At 66.3% G+C, this 18490-nt stretch carries 16 protein-coding genes; 8 read left to right on the forward strand and 8 right to left on the reverse strand.

Translation table 11 applies throughout. The features are described from left to right. Positions 1-8: 8 nt before the first annotated feature. Together ACWKV7_RS05535 and ACWKV7_RS05540 are read right to left on the reverse strand one after the other, a co-directional pair. Entirely contained in the window at positions 9-2291 is a 2283-nt protein-coding gene (locus ACWKV7_RS05535; protein WP_483856647.1) for an ABC transporter permease subunit, read from the reverse strand. 116 nt (positions 2292-2407) lie between these two features. After that, entirely contained in the window at positions 2408-3373 is a 966-nt protein-coding gene (locus ACWKV7_RS05540) for a PstS family phosphate ABC transporter substrate-binding protein (RefSeq protein WP_483856648.1), read from the reverse strand. 252 nt (positions 3374-3625) lie between these two features. Here ACWKV7_RS05540 and ACWKV7_RS05545 point away from each other — a divergent pair, with 252 nt between their 5' ends. Beyond that, positions 3626-4027: an acyl-CoA thioesterase gene (locus tag ACWKV7_RS05545; protein WP_483856649.1), complete on the forward strand. Its 402-nt coding sequence runs from the start codon at positions 3626-3628 to the stop codon at positions 4025-4027. Between the two features lie 98 nt (positions 4028-4125). On the opposite strand, the gene ACWKV7_RS05550 is transcribed toward ACWKV7_RS05545, so the two are convergent. Together ACWKV7_RS05550 and ACWKV7_RS05555 are read right to left on the reverse strand one after the other, a co-directional pair. Continuing rightward, positions 4126-4980 (reverse strand): AraC family transcriptional regulator, encoded by an 855-nt coding sequence (locus ACWKV7_RS05550; protein WP_483856650.1) that lies wholly within the window; start codon positions 4978-4980, stop codon positions 4126-4128. Between the two features lie 141 nt (positions 4981-5121). Then, the gene (locus ACWKV7_RS05555; protein ID WP_483856651.1) at positions 5122-6216 is read right to left on the reverse strand and encodes a TRAP transporter substrate-binding protein; all 1095 of its coding nucleotides are present in this window, start codon (positions 6214-6216) and stop codon (positions 5122-5124) included. Positions 6217-6438: 222 nt separating this feature from the next. On the opposite strand from ACWKV7_RS05555, the gene ACWKV7_RS05560 reads away from it, so the two are divergent. From ACWKV7_RS05560 to ACWKV7_RS05570, 3 genes are all read left to right on the forward strand, one after another. Next, entirely contained in the window at positions 6439-6981 is a 543-nt protein-coding gene (locus ACWKV7_RS05560; protein ID WP_483856652.1) for a TRAP transporter small permease subunit, read from the forward strand. Beyond that, entirely contained in the window at positions 6974-8350 is a 1377-nt protein-coding gene (locus ACWKV7_RS05565; protein WP_483856653.1) for a TRAP transporter large permease, read from the forward strand. The genes ACWKV7_RS05560 and ACWKV7_RS05565 overlap by 8 nt, the downstream gene beginning before the upstream one ends. A 220-nt stretch (positions 8351-8570) precedes the next feature. Then, a complete protein-coding gene (locus ACWKV7_RS05570; RefSeq protein ID WP_483856654.1) occupies positions 8571-8825 on the forward strand; it encodes a hypothetical protein in 255 nt (84 codons plus the stop codon). A gap of 13 nt (positions 8826-8838) precedes the next feature. On the opposite strand, the gene ACWKV7_RS05575 is transcribed toward ACWKV7_RS05570, so the two are convergent. From ACWKV7_RS05575 to ACWKV7_RS05590, 4 genes are all read right to left on the reverse strand, one after another. Further along, on the reverse strand, positions 8839-10035 hold the full coding sequence (locus ACWKV7_RS05575) for an ABC transporter permease (RefSeq protein WP_483856680.1): 1197 nt from the start codon (positions 10033-10035) through the stop codon (positions 8839-8841). A 232-nt stretch (positions 10036-10267) separates the two neighbouring features. Next, entirely contained in the window at positions 10268-11482 is a 1215-nt protein-coding gene (locus ACWKV7_RS05580) for an ABC transporter permease (RefSeq protein WP_483856655.1), read from the reverse strand. Continuing rightward, positions 11469-12164 carry an ABC transporter ATP-binding protein gene (locus ACWKV7_RS05585; RefSeq protein WP_483856656.1) on the reverse strand — a complete coding sequence of 232 codons (696 nt, stop codon included), beginning with the start codon at positions 12162-12164 and terminating at the stop codon, positions 11469-11471. The genes ACWKV7_RS05580 and ACWKV7_RS05585 overlap by 14 nt, the downstream gene beginning before the upstream one ends. Further along, positions 12161-13306 carry an efflux RND transporter periplasmic adaptor subunit gene (locus ACWKV7_RS05590; RefSeq protein WP_483856657.1) on the reverse strand — a complete coding sequence of 382 codons (1146 nt, stop codon included), beginning with the start codon at positions 13304-13306 and terminating at the stop codon, positions 12161-12163. Before ACWKV7_RS05590 ends, ACWKV7_RS05585 begins: the two co-directional genes overlap by 4 nt. 143 nt (positions 13307-13449) lie before the next feature. Here ACWKV7_RS05590 and ACWKV7_RS05595 point away from each other — a divergent pair, with 143 nt between their 5' ends. The 4 genes from ACWKV7_RS05595 to tssC all read left to right on the forward strand — a co-directional run bounded on the left by ACWKV7_RS05595 (position 13450) and on the right by tssC (position 18485). Further along, positions 13450-14370 (forward strand): D-hexose-6-phosphate mutarotase, encoded by a 921-nt coding sequence (locus tag ACWKV7_RS05595; RefSeq protein ID WP_483856658.1) that lies wholly within the window; start codon positions 13450-13452, stop codon positions 14368-14370. Between the two features lie 509 nt (positions 14371-14879). After that, on the forward strand, positions 14880-16442 hold the full coding sequence (gene tssA, locus ACWKV7_RS05600) for a type VI secretion system protein TssA (protein ID WP_483856659.1): 1563 nt from the start codon (positions 14880-14882) through the stop codon (positions 16440-16442). Between the two features lie 32 nt (positions 16443-16474). Beyond that, entirely contained in the window at positions 16475-16981 is a 507-nt protein-coding gene (gene tssB, locus ACWKV7_RS05605; RefSeq protein ID WP_483856660.1) for a type VI secretion system contractile sheath small subunit, read from the forward strand. A 25-nt stretch (positions 16982-17006) separates the two neighbouring features. Next, a complete protein-coding gene (gene tssC, locus ACWKV7_RS05610; protein ID WP_483856661.1) occupies positions 17007-18485 on the forward strand; it encodes a type VI secretion system contractile sheath large subunit in 1479 nt (492 codons plus the stop codon). The last annotated feature ends 5 nt before the right edge of the window (positions 18486-18490 follow it).

Genomic DNA, 18490 nt, shown 5'->3' on the forward strand with positions numbered 1-18490 from the left:
TCCAAGCCTCAGAGCGACGCGTACTTGCCGCGCAGGCGCTGGCGAATCAGCTCCGCCAGCGTATTCATCACGAAGGTGAAGGACAGCAACACCAGCGCGGCGAGGAACAGCACGCGGTAATGGGTGCTGCCAACCTCGGACTCGGGCATTTCCACCGCCACGTTGGCCGACAGGGTGCGCAGGCCCTCGAAGATGTTCACGTCCATGATCGGCGTGTTGCCGGTGGCCATCAGCACGATCATGGTTTCGCCGACCGCGCGGCCCATGCCGATCATCAGCGCCGAGAAGATGCCCGGGCTGGCGGTGAGGATGACCACCCGAGTCAAGGTCTGCCAAGGGGTCGCGCCGAGGGCCAGGGAGCCGAAGGTGAGGCTCTTGGGCACGCTGAACACGGCGTCCTCGGCGATCGAATAGATGTTCGGGATCACCGCGAAGCCCATCGCCAGGCCGACCACCAGGGCGTTGCGCTGGTCGAACGGAATGCCCAGGTCGTTGGACAGCCACTGGCGCATGTTGCCGTCGAACAGCCAGTTCTCCAGATGCCCGCTCATGCCCAGCGACAGCGCGCCGACCCCGAGAATCACCGGAATCAGCAGCGCCGCCTCCCAGCCATCCGGCACCCGCAGGCGAATGCTCTCCGGCAGCCGGCTCCAGGCGTAGGCGGCGAGCAGGATGCCCAACGGGGTGAACAGCAGCAGGCTGAAGATGCCCGGCAGGTGGCCTTCCACGTAGGGGGCCAGGAACAGACCGGCGAAGAAGCCGAGGATCACCGTCGGCAGCGCCTCCATCAGCTCGATCACCGGCTTGACCTTGCGGCGCATCGCCGGGGCCATGAAGTAGGCGGTGTAGATCGCCGCGGCGATGGCCAGCGGGGCGGCCAGCAGCATGGCGTAGAACGCCGCCTTGAGCGTGCCGAAGGCCAGCGGCGACAGGCTCAGCTTGGGTTCGAAGTCGGAGTTGGCCGAGGTCGACTGCCAGACGTATTTCGGCTCGTCGTAGCTTTCGTACCAGACCTTGCCCCACAGCGCGCTCCAGGAGACTTCCGGGTGCGGGTTGTCGATGCTGACCCGGCGCAGCTGCCCGCCGGACTCCACCAGCAACTGGTTGGCACGCGGCGACAGGGCACCGACGGCGGCGCCATCGGCGATCCGCTCGGTGAGCAGGGTGCGGTGCGCGGTGCTGTGGAAGATGCCCAGGTTGCCGGCGGCGTCCAGGGCGAGGAAGCCCTTGCGCCGCTCCTCGGGCAGGATCTGGGTGATCGGCTCGGTGCCCAGGCGGAAGTCGCGAATCGACGTGAGCTCGGACTTGCCGTCCTCGTCGCGCACCATGAACCACTGGTGGATGCCGCCGGTGGAGTCGCCGATCATCAGCGAGATGCCACCGAGCAGCGGGGTCACGGTGGTGACCGTGGCGGCCCCCTTGAGCAGCTTGTAGTGACCGTTGAGCGTCTTGCTGCGCAGGTCGAATACGTCGGCGGTGGCGGCACCGCTGATCACGTGCAGCCACAGCTGGCGCGGATCGATCACCAGCGCGCGGACCGGACCGGCGACCGGCGGCAGATTCAGCCGCTGCTCCTCCAGGCTGACCTCGCCGGTCATCATGTTTTCTTCGCGGCTGAGAGCCAGCACCTGCAACTCGTTGCCGGTGGCACCGGCGAGCATCAGGGTGGAGCCGAAGTAGTTCAGCACCACCTGGTCCAGCGGACGCTGCTGCGGATCGAGCGTGATCGGCGCCTCGCCAAACGGATAGCTCAGTTGCGCGCGAATGGTCTTCTGGTTGTTCGGATAGCTGACCTTGTAGTCGTGCTGGACCACCAGCACCTGCCCGTTGGACAGGCCGAGCACCAGCCGGCGGCTACCGGGGCTGTCCTCGCCGATGGAGACGATGCGGCTGTCGGCCGGCAGCGGCAGAGCCAGTTGCTGGCGCAGCTCGCCGCTCTTGAGATCGAAGAATTGCACCTGGCCATTGGCATCCAGGCGCATCGCGACCTTGTTCTGCTCCTCGATGGCCAGCCGCAGCGGGGCCGCCTGCTCGGCCAGCCAGGCCGGCTGCTGCGCTTTGCGCGGGGTGATTTCCGCGCCCTGGAACATCGGCAGCACGACATAGCCGAGGTAGAAGAAGATCAGGGTAATGGCGCCAAGCACGGCCAGGCCGCCGATGGACACGTACCACCGCGCAAGGCGGTCCTTGAGGGCGCGCAGGCGACGCTTGCGCCGTAGCGCTGGAGTATGGAAATCCAGCCGATGCGGGGTCTGTGAGGCGGTCATGGAGTCATTAGCCAGATTATTCATGCGCACACCCTAAAGGGCTTGTGTGACAGAAAGATTACAGCGTGGTGACGCGCCAACGCCCACCCCTGGGACAGGGGCGGGCGCGGCTGACTCAGCGTCCGTGCCGAGGGGGCGTGTTACAGGCCCAGGTCCTTCATGGTCTTCTCGACCACCTTGCTCGGCAGCGGGATGTAGCCATCCTTCACCACCACTTCCTGGCCTTGCTTGGACAGCACCAGCTTGACGAACTCGGCTTCCAGCGGGTCCAGCGGCTTGTTCGGCGCCTTGTTCACATAGATGTAGAGGTAGCGCGACAGCGGGTACTTGCCGGCGACCGCGTTAGCCTCGTTGGCCTCCTCGGCGACGCCCTTCTTGTCCACCAGCGGCACGGCGCGCACGCTGGAAGTCTTGTAGCCGATGCCGGAGTAGCCGATGCCGTTCAGGGTGCTGGAGACCGACTGCACCACCGAGGCCGAACCCGGCTGCTCGTTGACGTTGGCCTTGAAGTCACCCTTGCACAGGGCTTCTTCCTTGAAGTAGCCGTAGGTGCCGGATACCGAGTTGCGGCCGAACAGTTGCACCGGCTTGGCAGCCCAGTCGCCAGTCAGGCCGACGTCGCCCCAGGTCTTCACATCGCTGCCGCCGCACAGACGGTTGGCGGAGAAGATGCCGTCGACCTGCTCCATGGTCAGGCTCTGGATCGGGTTGTCCTTGTGCACGAACACGGCCAGGGCATCGATGGCCACCGGAATCTGGGTCGGCTTGTAGCCGTATTTTTCTTCGAAGGACTGCAGTTCGGCATCCTTCATGGCGCGGCTCATCGGGCCGAGGTTGGAGGTCCCCTCGGTCAGCGCCGGCGGCGCGGTGGAGGAACCGGCAGCCTGGATCTGGATGTTCACGTTGGGGTAGAGCTTCTTGTAGTTTTCCGCCCACATGGTCATCAGGTTGGCCAGGGTATCGGAGCCAACGCTGGACAGGTTACCCGACACGCCGGAGGTCTTTTCATAGGTCGGCAGAGCCGGATCGACAGCGGCAACCGCGTTGGCGGCACTCACGCCAGCGGCGACAACAGTCAGGGCCGCCATCAAACGCTTGAATTTCATACCTTGCTCCCTAGCAGGTTCGTGTTGGATGGAACGGGCCCAAGTATCTGCAGGCCGCGTTAACACTCTATGAAAGCAATATGACAGTTGCATGACGACGGCATGATTGCCGACGCCCCGTTTACCCGCACGGCCAAGCGTAACGGCAAGTAGCCATGGTCGCCGGCCGACCGCTCAGTCGGTATACTGCCCGCTTCCGCACCCCAGCGGTCCCCGCGCATACAACAACAACCGCGCCGCGAGCCTCCACAGATGAACGATTTAGAACAGGACGACCCGATCCCCCAGGGTGATCTGGCTTTGCAGATCACCGCGCTGCCGCGCGAAACCAACGGTTTCGGCGATATCTACGGCGGCTGGCTGGTCTCGCAGATGGATCTGGCCGGCACCGCCATGGCCAGCAAGGTCGCCGGCGGCCGGGTGGCCACCGTGGCCATCGACCGCATGGCCTTCCTGGTACCGGTGGCGGTCGGCGCGCAGCTGTCCTTCTATACCCAGACCCTGGAGGTTGGACGCAGCTCGATCCAGATGCTGGTGGAAGTCTGGAGCGACGACCCGCTGTCCAGCGAATGGCGCAAGGTCACCGAGGCAGTGTTCGTGTTCGTCGCCATCGACGGCAGCGGCCGCACCCGGCCGGTACCGAAGCGCAGCTGAGCACCGCCCTCACATAAGGCGAGGGATGGCATTCTCACCGCTCCGGCGTAGGGCGGGTGAAACCCCAGCCGCCCTACGGTCTCCCGTCAGGGCGACGCTCAACTCGCCAGCGGAATGCAGATCGCCGTGCGCAACTGGGCCGGCGGCACGCTGCGCGGGTCGTTCAGGTACTCCTCGAAGCAGGGTGCATCACCGGGCTGCTCGCCGGAGTTCGGTAACCACTGACTGAACAGCCACTGGTAGGCCTGGTCCAGCTCGGCATAGGGGCCGACGAACTCCAGCACCGCGCAGCGCCCACCAGGTGTCTTCAGACGGCGGAACGGCGCCTCCAGCGGCAGGTCCTCCGGTACCTGGATGCAGGCCTCGGAGCGCAGTGTCGCCACCGGCCGCGACTGCGGGTCGTCGTAGTAGATGCCGAACGAGCGGCTCTGCGGGCCGAGCAATCCCTGGCCGGCGGCCCAGGCATTGAGCCGCTCGAAGGTCTCCCCGATATCCTGATAGTTGCCGCGATGGGCCAGGGCGGCGACCGGATGCGCGTCGAGGGTGCGGATGTGTACTTGATACATGGTTGTGTGCTCCTGAATGGGCGGAAAGATCAGGGGAGCCACCGCTTGCGTGCGCGCCCGGTACGCCGTGGGCGCTTCGCCATAGGCCTCGCGGAACGCACGGCTGAAGGCCTGAACGCTGCCGTAGCCGGCCTCGCGGGCCAACCGGGCGATGCTCTGCGAGGAACCGCACAAGGCCACCGCGGCCCGGTGCAGGCGCATGCGCCGCTGGGTGTCCTGCGGGGTTTCGCCGGTCAGGCCGCGGTATACGCGGTGGAAGTGGAACGGCGAAAGGCAGGCCTCGTCGGCCAGGCGATAGAAATCCACCGGCTCGTCGAGGTGCGCCAGCAGCCAGTCGAGGACCTGCTGCAAGGCGACGGCGTAGCGTTGGCGAGTGGCGGCTTTCATGGATGACTCCCTGTTCGCGCCGCGGCGGTCGCCACGGCGTAAGTCGACCTTAAGCGCCGTCGGTTAACCCGGATTGCGCATTTCAGGTGCCCGGAAAGCAGAATGCCGGCAGTTGCCGGCATTCCTCGGAGCCCCGCAGCGTCAGCCGCGGATGTTGTAGATGTCCTTCTCGGAAACTTCCGCGTAGGCGAACAGACGCGCCATATAGGCCTTCTGCTGCTCCCACACCTTGCTCGCCACCGGATCGGCGGCGGCGCTGGCGTCGACCACCTCGGCGGCGACCTCCTTGAGCTTGGCGAGCACCTCGTCGGGCAGCCGGCGGACCTCGACACCTTCGGCCTTGAGCTGCTCCAGCGCTTCCATGTTGCGTGCGTTGTAGTCGTCGAGCATGTCGCCGTTGACGTCGCGGGCGGCGGCGCGAACGATCGCCTGCAGGTCGGCCGGCAGGCTTTCCCAGGCCTTGAGGTTGACGTCCAGCTCGAAGGTGACGTTGGGCTCCTGCCAGCCCGGGGTGTAGTAGTACTTGGCCGCCTTGTGCAGGCCGAGGGCGAGGTCGTTGTATGGGCCGATCCACTCGGTAGCGTCGATGGCGCCGGTCTGCAGCGCGGTGAAGATCTCGCCGGCGGGCATGTTGACCACGGTGCCGCCCATCTTGGTCAGCACTTCGCCGCCGAGGCCCGGGGTGCGCATCTTCAGGCCCTTGAAGTCATCGACCGAGGTGATTTCCTTGTTGAACCAGCCGGCGGTCTGCACGCCGGTGGCGCCGCAGGCCATCGGCAGCACGCCGAACGGCTTGTACACCTCTTCCCACAGCTGCAGGCCGCCGCCCTTGTGCAGCCAGGCGTTCATTTCCTGGGCATTGGGGCCGAACGGCAGGGCGCAGAAGAACTGCGCGGCGGGCACCTTGCCCTTCCAGTAGTAGGGCGCGCCATGGCCCATTTCGGCGGTGCCGCGGGATACCGCGTCGAACACTTCCAGGGCCGGCACCAGTTCGCCAGCAGCGTAGACCTTGATCTTCAGGCGGCCGCTGCTCATCTCGTCGACCAGCTTGGCGAAACGCTCGGCGCCGACGCCGACACCGGGGAAGTTCTTCGGCCAGGAGGTGACCATCTTCCAGGTGAAGGTCGGGCCGCTGCTCTGCTGTTCGCAGGCAACGTCGGTTTGCTTTTGGCAGCCGGCCAGCGCGGTGGCTGCCAGCCCCACGCCCGCGGCGGCGAGAATCTCACGACGTTTCATGGTGTACTCCTTGTTGTTGTTAGCGGTTGTACGTAGCGACCGCGGTCGATGGTCTGACCACGGTTTTCGTCGAAGCTGGACCGGGCCTGAGTAACATAGGGTGGCGTGCCCCTCAAGCCTAGCCGCTGAGACTAAAGTCGTAGGTCGATTGCTGCACCCGCCGCCGCCTGCCTAAAATCGGGGGCCTGCGTGTCCCCTCACCAATAACGATAAGGACCCACGATGTCCGCCAAGGCCCCTCCTCTGCTAGGCGCTGCGCGCCTGTTCGACAAGATCAATAGCGTACTCGGCCAGGCCTGCGCCTGGTTGACCCTGTTCATGGTGCTCGGCACCGCCGTGGTGGTGGTGCTGCGCTACGGCTTCGGCATCGGTGCCACCGCCCTGCAGGAAGGGGTGATGTACGCCCATGCCCTGGTGTTCATGGGCGCCGCCGCCTGGACCCTGCAACGCGGCGCCCATGTGCGCGTGGACATCTTCTACCAGAAGTTCTCCGGCCGGCGGCAGGCACTGGTCGACATGCTCGGCAACCTGCTGTTCCTCATTCCGGTGTGCCTGTTCCTCGGCTGGAACAGCTGGGACTACGTCAGCGCCTCCTGGTCGACCCTGGAGAAATCCAGCGAGTCCGGCGGCCTGGCCTTCGTCTACGTGCAGAAGAGCATCATCCTGCTGCTGGTCGCCAGCCTGTTGCTGCAAAGCCTGGCCGACCTGATCAAGGGCGGCTACCTGGTCACCGGGCGCCTGTCGGCGGAGGTGAAGCATGGCTGAGTTGATGGCGATCCTGCTGTTCGTCTGCATCTGCCTGGCGCTGATGGCCGGTTACCCGGTGGCCTTCACCCTCGGCGGCATGGCCCTGGCCTTCGCCGGCCTCGGCATTCTCACCGGCACCTTCGACCCCAGCTTCTTGCATGCCCTGCCCAACCGGCTGTTCGGCATCATGAACAACCAGACCATGCTGGCCGTGCCGCTGTTCGTGTTCATGGGGGTGATGCTGGAAAAGTCGCGGGTCGCCGAAGACCTGCTGGAATCCATGTCGCGCCTGTTCGGTACCCTGCGCGGCGGCCTGGCGATCTCCGTGTGCTTGGTCGGCGCGCTGCTCGCCGCCAGCACCGGCATCGTCGGCGCCACCGTGGTGACCATGGGCCTGCTGGCCCTGCCGACCATGCTGCGCCGCGGCTACGACCCGGCGGTGGCCACCGGCACCCTGGCGGCCACCGGTACGCTCGGGCAAATCATCCCGCCGTCGATCATCCTGGTGCTGCTCGGCGACGTGATGTCCAGCGCCTACCAGCAGGCCCAGCTGAAGCTCGGCATCTTCTCGCCCAAGACCGTCTCGGTCGGCGACCTGTTCGTCGGGGCGCTGTTGCCGGGCCTGCTGCTGGTGGGCCTGTACATTCTCTACCTGATCTTCGTCGCGGTGATGCAGCCGAAGAAACTGCCGGCACTGCCGCAGGAGGAACTGGGGCCGATCGAGTGGGGCAAGCTGTTCGCCGCGCTGCTGCCGCCGCTGGTGTTGATCGCCGCGGTGCTCGGCTCGATCCTCGCCGGCTACGCCACGCCCACCGAGGCCGCCGCCATCGGTGCGCTCGGCGCCACCGTGCTGGCCCTGCTCAAGGGCCAGCTGAAGTTCGCCCAGCTACGCGACGTCGCCTACGGCACCACCGAGATCACCTCGATGGTGTTCCTGATCCTGATCGGCGCCTCGCTGTTCTCCCTGGTGTTCCGCGGCTTCGGCGGCGAAATCCTGATCGAGGACGCCTTCGCCCACCTGCCCGGTGGCGTGCTCGGCGCCTTCTTCATGGTGATGCTGGTGATCTTCCTGCTCGGCTTCATCCTCGACTTCATCGAGATCACCTTCGTGGTGGTGCCCATCGTCGGCCCGGTGCTGCTGGCCATGGGCCTGGACCCGGTATGGCTGGGCGTGATGATCGCGCTGAACCTGCAGACCTCGTTCCTTACCCCGCCCTTTGGCTTCTCGCTGTTCTACCTGCGCGGGGTAACGCCCGATTCGGTGCCGACCAGCGTGATGTACAAGGGCGTGCTGCCGTTCATCGTCATCCAACTGATCATGCTGGTGGTGGCCTATCTCTGGCCACAGCTGATTACCTGGCTGCCGAACGAGGTCTACGGCCACTGAGCCGCGCTGCGCTTGGGGCGCGCCCGTGCGCCCCAAGCGGGCTTCGCTCGACGCAAGACGCCACGACCATTGGGCGGAAATACGCGTTTCGCTGTCCAACCGATTGATTTCAAACTGAAAAATTTTCGGCCTCCGGTCACCCGGAAGCCGGGTGCAGGGGCGCGCGCACTACACTTTTCGGTGACACGGCAGTACGACGTCACTTGAGGAGGGATCGACGATGAAGACGCTATCGAGATGCTTGCTGCTGGCCGCCCTGAGCCCCTTCGCCATGGCCGAAGACGGTTTCGACCAGACCCCGCTGTACCAGCACCTGGAGCCATCCGAGGAGATGCCTGGCGACGAAAGCGAGGCATTCTCGCGCATGCTCCAGCGGCAACCGGCCGCCGCCGGTTCGCAACGCGACGCACAGGAGCCGCCGACCCAGCAGTACCGTGGCGACTGGCCGGAGCGATCCGACCCCGTTGAGCAATAGTCGCGGCGACGCGCTACTCGCTGCGCAAGGCGTCGACCGGGTGCAACCGCGCGGCACGGCGCGCCGGCGCGATGCCGGCGAGCATGCCGATGAGCCCGGCGAGCAGCAGCGCCAGCAGCAGGAACAGCGGCTGCAGGGCCAGCGGCAGCGCTGGCGCGGCCAGGTGCAGTGCGATCAGCAGCAGGCCCATCAGCGCCAGACCGAGCAGGCCGCCAGCCAGGGACAGCAAGGTGGCCTCGGCGAGGAACAGCCCGAGCACCTGCCGCGAACTGGCACCGAGGGCGCGCAACAGGCCGATCTCCGCCGTGCGCTCGCCCACCGTGGTGGTCATGATGGTGAGGATGCCCACCGCCCCCACCAGCAGCGACACCCCGCCGAGCGCGCCGATGGCGACGGTCAGGGTGCCGAGGATGCGGTCGAGGCTGGCCAGCATGTCGTCCTGGGTGGTCAGGCTGAAGTCTTCCTCGCCGTGGCGTTCGATCAGGGTCTGGCGGATGCGCTCGGCCAGCCGCGCGGAGTGGGTGCCGGCGTTGAAGATCACGTCGATTTCCATCAGCCCCTCGCGGTTGAACAGGGTCTGCGCCCAGTCCACCGGGATGTAGGCGATATCGTCCAGATCGAAGCCGAGCAGTTGGCCCTTCTCCGCCATCACGCCGATCACCCGGAAGCGCATCCCGCCGACCCGCACCCGCTCGCCCAGTGGATTGGCGGTGCCGAACAGCTCCTGGCGCAGCTTGTGGCCGAGCACCACGTAGGGCGGTGAGCGGCCGTCGCGATCCGGCGGCAGGAACTGCCCGAGGGCCAGTTCGAAGCGCCAGGCCTCGGCCAACTGATAGCCGCCACCGATCACGTCGCTGCGCCGCGCCAGGGCCCCGTACTGGATTTCACCAGCCCCCTGGATGATCGGCACCACCGCCTCGACATGGGCAAGCCCGCGCAACGCCTCGCCGTCGCGCACGGTCAGCGGGCGCACGCTGCTGAGAATGCCGCCGATGCCGCCGGTCTGGGTCTTGCCGGGATGGATGGCGACGATACGCGTGCCGAACTGCGAGAAGTTGTCCAGCACGTAGTGGCGCAGGCCCTCGCCGATGGCGGTGAGCAACGCCACCGCGGCAATGCCGATGGCCACGCCGAGCAGCGTCAGCAGGCTGCGCAGCGGCCGGCTGGTGAGCGCCGAGGCGGTCAGTTTGAAACCGTCCTGCCAGCGCATCATGGCTGTCGGCTCCCGGCAGGCAGGCGCCGGCCATGCAGGGGTTGCCTGCATGGCGCCTGGTTTACGCGGACCTGGCCCGCTCCTACCGACTGCCTGCCGCGTACCGGTCGTAGCCCGGATAAGCGCCAGCGCAATCCGGGTCCATGTTTCCCTGATTGCACTGCGTTCCGCGCTTTATCCGGGCTACGACGCCGGTTCTCGCGGGCCATGTCCGCGATCCCGTCTCTGTTCATCCCCGCGCTCCCGGCGGGCGCAGCGCCACCAGCGGCGCCAGTCGGGCCGCCTGGCTGGCCGGCAGCCAGGCGAACAGCAGGGCGGCGCCCACCGCCAGCAGCAGCGAGCCGACGCGGGCCCAGCCCGGCGTCTGCAAGGGAATGTCCCAGGCCTGCCGGCCCAGCCATAACAGCACCTCGCCGAGCGCCAGGCCGGCGAGGCCACCGCTCAGCGCCAGCACACCGGCCTCGCCGAGAAACAGCAGCCGCACCTGCGCCGACGTCGCGCCGATGGCCTTGAGCAGGCCGATCTCGGCGGTGCGCTGGTTCACCGAGATCCAGGTGACATTCATGATCAGAATGCCCGCCACCAGCAGGCTGATCGCGGCAATACCGGCCAGCGCCAGGCCGAGCGCATCGAGAATGCCGTCGAAGGCCGCCAGCATGCTGTCCTGGCTGATCACCGTGATGTCCTCCTCTCCTTCGTGGCGCGCCTTGATCGCGGCGACGATCTGCCGCTTGCCGCTATCGAGAAAGCTCGGCCCGCGCACTTCGGCGAACACCCGGAACAGCCCTTCGCGATTGAACAGCGCCTGGGCGCTGGCCACCGGGATGATCAGCATCTCGCCGAAGTCCATGCCCAGCGACTCGCCGCGCTCGCCGAGGATGCCGATCACCCGGAAGCGCCGGTCGCCGGCACGCAACCACTCGCCGAGCGCTGGCCGGTTGCCGAACAGCTCGCGGCGCAACTTGGCGCCGATCACGCAGACCGCCTCGGCCTGGTGCAGCGGCAGCGCCGGCAGCATCTGCCCCTGGGTCACCTGCAACTGGCGAATGGCGAAGAATTCGCGACTGGTGCCCAGGGTGAAGGCCTCGCGGTTGCGGTTGCCCGCCGTGACCTCGGCCTGCCCCGCCTGCAGCGGTGCCACCCGGCGCACGCCGGGCAGACGGGCAATGGCCTCGGCGTCGCGCAGGGTCAGGTCGCGCGGCGCCAGCCCGGTGATCGGCGGCATGCCGCCGGTGGTTTCCTTGCGTCCCGGCAGGACGATCACGGTGTTACGCCCGAGCACCGAGAACTCGCCGATGACGAAACCGCGCGCACCCTCGGCCAGGCCGGTCAGCAGGTTGACCGCGATCACTCCGATGCCGATCGCCAGCAGCAGCATCAGGCTGCGCGAACGATGTCCGCGCAGGCCGCTGAGCCACAGGCCGACGGCATCAGCCGCGCGCATCGTCGGATTCCTTGCGCACATCGCTGACCACGCGGCCGTCGCGCATTTCCAGGCGCCGCGCGGCGCGGGCGCCAAGCGCCGCATCGTGGGTCACCACCAGCAGGGTCAGGCCCTCGCCATTGAGTTCCTCCAGCAGCGCCACCACTTCGGCGCCGGAACCGCTGTCGAGGTTGCCGGTGGGTTCGTCGGCCAGCAGCAGCGCCGGCTGCATGACCATGGCGCGGGCGATGGCGACCCGCTGACGCTGGCCGCCGGACAGCTCGGAGGGGCGGTGGCGCACCCGGTCGCCCAACCCCAGGCGCTCGATCAGACGATTGCTGCGCCGACGCCGCTCGGTCGGGTCGATGCCGGCCAGCACCATCGGCAGCTCGATGTTTTCCAGAGCGGTAAGGCGCGGGATCAGATGGTAGGACTGGAACACGAAGCCAATGTGTCGGCTGCGCAGCTCGGCCCGGCGGTCCTCGCTGAGGGCCGCCGTGGCCTCGCCGTTCAGCCAGTATTCACCGGCATCCGGTGCGTCGAGCAGGCCGAGGATGTTGAGCAGCGTGGACTTGCCCGAGCCGGACGGGCCCATCACCGCCAGGTAGTCGCCGGCGGCCACGTCCAGGTCCACCGCATCCAGGCCCTTGACCTGCTGATCGCCGAGCTGGAAGCAGCGGCTCACGCCACGCAGGCGGATCATCGCGCCGGGTCCGCCTGCGGCGTGACTGCTACGCCGTCGACCAGGCCCTCCTGTTCCAGGCTGGCGAGAATGCGCTGACCTTCCTCCAGGCCGCCGAGCACTTCGGTCCAGTGCCAGTTGCTCAGACCGGTTTCCACCGGGACCTCCCGCAGGACCCCGGCCTCGGCGTCGTAGCGCAGCACGTGCCGGCCTTCCAGCAGGGTCTCGGTAGGAATGCGCAGGGCCTGCGGCTTCTGCTCCAGGAGGATCTCCACGTCGGCGCTGTAGCCGGTGAGCAGTTGGACATCCGCTGGCGGCCGGTCGAAGCGCACCTCGATATCCACCGTGCGCGCCTGCCTCTCCAGATCGCGGACAAAGGGAGCGATGCGGCTGACACGGCCGTCGAAATGGCGGCCGCGGAAGGCATCCAGGCTGACCCGCACCGGCATGCCCAGGCGCACCCGCGAGGCATCCACCTCGTCGATGGGCGCCTCCACGTAGAGGCAGCTGTCGTCGATCAGATCCACCGCCGGCGGGGTGGGGATGCCCGGCGGCGACGGGGTGACGTACTCGCCAACCTCGCCGTTGATCTCGGCAATGATGCCGGCAAAGGGCGCATACAGCGTGCTCTGGTCGAGCAGCGAGCGCTGCAGCGCCAGGCTGGCCTCGGCCTCGTCGATCTGCGCCGCGCCGGCATCGCATACCAGTTGCGCCAGCTCGGCTCTGGTGCGGGCCTGGTCGATGCGGTCGGCGGCGGCCAATTGCCGCTCGCCAAGACGGCGCAGGCGCTGGTAGTCGCGGCGATCCAGCTCGGCCTGCTGGCAGCGTTGCTGGCGCAGGTTGCGCTGCAGCGCCAGGCGCGCTTCGGCTTCCGCCACGCGGGAGCGCTGGTCGTCCTGGCGCAGGCGCATCAGCACCTGGCCCGGCTCGACCCGCTGCCCTTCTTCCACCAGGCGCTCGCTGACCTGGTCGCCCAGGCTGAACGACAGCTGGGTACGCCGGCAGGCCTTGAGCGTGCCGGCGCGGGTATTGGCCACCAGGCTCTCCACCGGCCCGCGCGTCACCTCCAGCAGCACCACGGCCAGCGGCTGCGGACGGCTCCACCACCAGGCCAGGACGCCGCACAACAGCACCAATGGCAGGACGATCAGCGTATTGCGCATGCAACTTCCCTCTGCGAGCAGGCCGCCTCAGGTTAGCCTGCGTGAGCGATTCGTTCAGTGTTTCGCGTCAGCCGCAAGCCGAGGTTGGCCTTTGCCGGCATCCGGTTTCTAATGCGGACATGCCCTCAGCGTGGAAATCGGACATGACCGGACAGACCCAAACACCGCAAGTGGAACGCGTGGAACTCGGCGAACTGGTGTGCTGGCGCGTGCGCACGGCCAGTGCGGAATTGCTGGTCGCCCAGCAAGGCGCCCAGGTCCTAAGCTACCAGCGCGATGGTGAGCAGCCCTTGATCTGGCTCAGCGAGCAGGCGGCTTTCCTGCATGGCCAGGGCGTGCGCGGCGGCGTGCCGGTGTGCTGGCCATGGTTCGGCGATCTCGCCCGCAACCCGCCGGCGGTGCAGGCCATGCGCCGGGCGCAGAGTACGGCGCCGGCCCACGGCGAGGTGCGCAATCTCGACTGGCAACTGCTCGGTATCGATGACAGCGGCGACGCGGTGACCCTCGACTTCACTCTCCCGCTGCCGGAAGGCGGACTGCCGGACTGGCCCCATGCGGTGCAGCCGAGCCTGCGCATTCGCCTCGACGCACAACGCCTGACCCTCGGCCTGACCAGCCACAACCAGGGCGATACGCCGGTGGCGCTGAGCCAGGCGCTGCACACCTACTTCGCCATCGGCGATATCCGCCAGGCCGCCATCGATGGCCTGGACGGCTGCCGCTACGTGGACAGCCTGCAGGACTGGCGCGAGCTGCCCCAGCACGGCGAAGTACGCTTCGCCGGTGAGACCGACCGCCTCTACCTCGACGTGCCGGCCCGCCTGAGCATTCGCGACGAACAGTGGCAGCGGCGCATCCACCTGCAGGCCAGCGGCTCGCGCTCGGCCGTCGTCTGGAACCCGTGGATCGACAAGGCCCGGCGCCTCTCGCAGTTCGCCGACGATGCCTGGCAGCGCATGCTCTGCATCGAAACCGCCAACGTGCTCGACGATGCGCTGCATCTGGCACCCGGTGCCAGCCATACCCTGGAAGTCAGCCTGTGGAGCGAGCCGCTCGACGGTTGAACAGCGAGCCGGAAAACCGGCTCCGCAACAAGCGTAATAATGACGTCAACGAGCCGGCGGACAACCCATTGTTCCCGGCCTCGGCGGTTCGCGCGATTCGCATATCCATCGCCTTGGAACCTTGTCGCTCGTCACATAAACCAGAAAAGCGCACGACACTTTCGTGAACTAATACCAATTTGCCAGTAAGCAATTACTTACATCGCGCAAATAGTCCTGCTTACAACTTTCGGCACTCATCCAGCTTGCAAACTGAATAGCAAAAAAGCGCAGAACCAACGTCCCAACTAATTGTCGGCGAAACGCTTCGATTGCTACCTGCCTCACACTTTCACGGGTTGCCGCCCTGCCGTCACATCGCTAGCATGCCCAGCCCATAGGGACATGCGCAACTTATTGCACAACTCAAGTGCGCAAGAAGTTGCTCACTCATAGCAACTTCGCAGGCTTCACCCACCCTTCTTACAAAGAAGGCTCTGCCAATTTGCATATATCTGCCGAGTCAGGGAATGACCTATTCAAACAAGCTCACCGCCCACTACCTCGAACTTGCGCAACTGCCTATTAACGAAGGCAATTTCGCCGGCGAAGATGTGCGTTATTCAGCGGAATACGAACTGCTGGAAAACGAGCTGAGCAAGGCCAGCTCCCTGCACGAAACCGGCGGCATCGACTGGCAGAAGGTGCGTGACGGCAGCGAAACGCTGCTGCGCAGCCACTCCAAGGATCTGCGCGCTGCCGCCTGGCTGACCTGGGGCCTGTACCAGCGTGAATCCTTCGCCGGCCTGCAGGCCGGCATCAGCCTGCTGCACCAGCTCTGCGCGCAGCACTGGGACGTGCTGCATCCACGCAAGCCGCGCACCCGCATCGCCGCCATCACCTGGCTGATTCCGCGCCTGGAGCAGGCCCTCGCCGAACACGTACCGGTGGCCGAGCAACTGCCGCTGTTCCGCAAGCTCGCCGAACACATGCGCGGCCTCGAAGAATGCCTGTCCGCCCGTCTCGGCGAGGAAGCCCCGCTGCTGCTGCCGCTGTGCCGCCGCCTGGACGAGATGGTCAGCCGCGCCGACAAGGGCCAGCCGGAGTCCGGCGCAGTGGTCGCGGCCATCGCCCAGGTCAAGCAGGTCGCCACCCAGCTGCTCGGCGCCAACACGCCGATCGACAACGAGAAGGACGCCCACAAGGCCCTGCGCGCCCAGCAGGACGCTGCCCGCCCGCTGTGCGCCTGGTGGCTGAAGCAGAAAGTCACCGACCTCAAGCCGCTGCGCCTGGCGCGCACCCTGCTGTGGCTGCCGATCGACGGCCTGCCGGAACGCAACGCGGAAAACATCACCGCCCTGCGCGGCCTGCCGGCGGACAAACTGACCAGTTTCCGCGAACGCTTCCAGCAGGGCCTGTACGCCGACCTGCTGGCCGATCTGGAAGCCAGCATCGCCCGCGCACCCTTCTGGCTGGACGGCCAGCACCTGGTCTGGGAATGCCTGCAGGAGCTGAACGCCGAGCAGGCCATGCGCGAAGTGGAAATCCAGCTGGCGCTGTTCCTGCAACGCGTGCCCGGTCTGGAAGAACTGCGCTTCCACGACGGCAGCCCGTTCGCCGACGCCGGCACCCGCGCCTGGATCGGTGCCCATGTGCTGCCTCACCTGCAAGCCCCGGATACCGGACGCGACAGCGCACCCAGCGAGCAAGGCGCCACCCCGCCCTGGGAAGAGGCCCTGCAACAGGTGCTGCCGCAGCTGCGCAAGGATGGCCTCAAGCCCGCCGTGCAACAGCTCAAGCAGGGCCTGGCCGGCGCCCGCGGCGGCCGCGAACGCTTCTTCTGGCAGCTCGCCCTGGCGCGCCTGTGCTTCCAGGCGAAGAAGTACGAACTGGCCAAGAACCAATTGGAAACACTCGACCAGACGCTCGAAGCCTCCGGCCTCGGCGCCTGGGAACCCGATCTCGCCCTGGAAGTACTGCGCCTCCTGCACAGCTGCTGCGAGCTGCTGCCGCAGAACCACGCGGTGCGCGAACGCAAGGATGAGATCTATCGCAGGCTGTGCCACCTCGACCTCGAAGTGGTACTTGACTAGGCCCCCGGGCCATAACGCAACGGAGAACGACCATGGCCAAAGAAGGCTCGGTAGCCCCCAAGGAACGCATCAACGTCACCTTCAAGCCCGCCACCGGCGGAGCCCAGGAAGAGATCGAACTTCCCCTGAAACTCATGGTGCTCGGCGATTTCACCCAGCGCGCCGACGATCGCAAGATCGAAGACCGCAAGCCGATCAGCATCGACAAGAACAGCTTCGACGAAGTGCTGGCCAAGCAGGAGCTGAGCCTGACCTTCGGCGTGCCTAACCGCCTGCAGGACGAGCCCACCGACGACGAGCTGGCCGTGCAGCTGAACATCAACTCGATGAAGGACTTCAACCCGGCCAACCTGGTCGAGCAGGTTCCGGAACTGAAGAAGCTGATGGAACTGCGCGACGCCCTGGTCGCCCTGAAAGGCCCGCTGGGCAACGCCCCGGCCTTCCGCAAGGCGATCGAAAGCGTGCTCTCCGACGACGACTCGCGCGACCGCGTGCTGGGCGAACTCGGCCTGGCCGCGCAAGACAAGCTGGACTCCTGATCCCCTCTGACAAGGACGCATCTTTATGAGCACTACTAGCGCAGCAGTAGAAAGCGGCCAGAGCGTTGCCGAACTCGGCATCCTCGACCGCATCATCGCCGAAACCAAGCTGACTCCGGACGACGAGGCCTACGACATCGCCAAGCGCGGCGTCTCCGCTTTCATCGAAGAACTGCTCAAGCCGCAGAACGAAAACGAGCCGGTGAAGAAGGCCATGGTCGACCGCATGATCGCGGAGATCGACGCCAAGCTCAGCCGGCAGATGGACGAAATCCTCCACCACCCGGACTTCCAGGCCCTGGAATCCTCCTGGCGCGGCCTCAAGCTGCTGGTGGACCGCACCAATTTCCGCGAAAACATCAAGCTGGAAATCCTCAACGCCTCCAAGCAGGACCTGCTGGACGACTTCGAGGACAGCCCGGAAATCGTCCAGTCCGGCCTGTACAAGCACATCTACACCGCCGAGTACGGCCAGTTCGGCGGCCAGCCGGTCGGCGCCCTGATCGCCAACTACTTCTTCGACCCGAGCGCGCCGGACATCAAGACCCTGCAGTACGTCGCTTCCGTGGCCTGCATGTCCCACGCGCCGTTCATCGCCGCCGCCGGCCCGAAATTCTTCGGCCTGGAAAGCTTCACCGGCCTGCCGGACCTGAAGGACCTGAAGGATCACTTCGAAGGCCCGCAGTTCGCCAAGTGGCAGAGCTTCCGCGAGCAGGAAGATGCCCGCTACGTCGGCCTGACCGTACCGCGCTTCCTGCTGCGCAACCCGTACGACCCGGAAGACAACCCGGTGAAGACCTTCGTCTACAAAGAGAACGTCGCCAACAGCCACGAGCACTACCTGTGGGGCAACACCGCCTACACCTTCGCCAGCCGTCTGACCGACAGCTTCGCCAAGTTCCGCTGGTGCCCGAACATCATCGGCCCGCAGAGCGGTGGCGCGGTGGAAGACCTGCCGCTGCACCACTTCGAAAGCATGGGCGAGATCGAGACCAAGATCCCGACCGAAGTGCTGGTCTCCGACCGTCGTGAATACGAACTGGCCGAAGAGGGCTTCATCGCCCTGACCATGCGCAAGGGCAGCGACAATGCCGCGTTCTTCTCCGCCAACTCCACCCAGAAGCCGAAGTTCTTCGGCATCAGCGAAGAAGGCAAGACCGCGGAGCTGAACTACAAGCTCGGCACCCAGCTGCCGTACATGTTCATCGTCAACCGCCTGGCCCACTACCTGAAGGTCCTGCAGCGCGAGCAGATCGGCGCCTGGAAAGAGCGTACCGACCTCGAGCTGGAACTGAACAAGTGGATCCGCCAGTACGTGGCCGACCAGGAGAACCCCAGCTCCGAAGTCCGCAGCCGTCGCCCGCTGCGCGCCGCGCAAGTGATCGTCAGCGACGTGGAAGGCGAGCCGGGCTGGTACCGCGTCAGCCTCAACGTGCGTCCGCACTTCAAGTACATGGGTGCCGATTTCACCCTGTCCTTGGTCGGCAAGCTGGACAAGGAGTAAGCACT

The organism is Zestomonas ipomoeae, assembly GCF_057128665.1.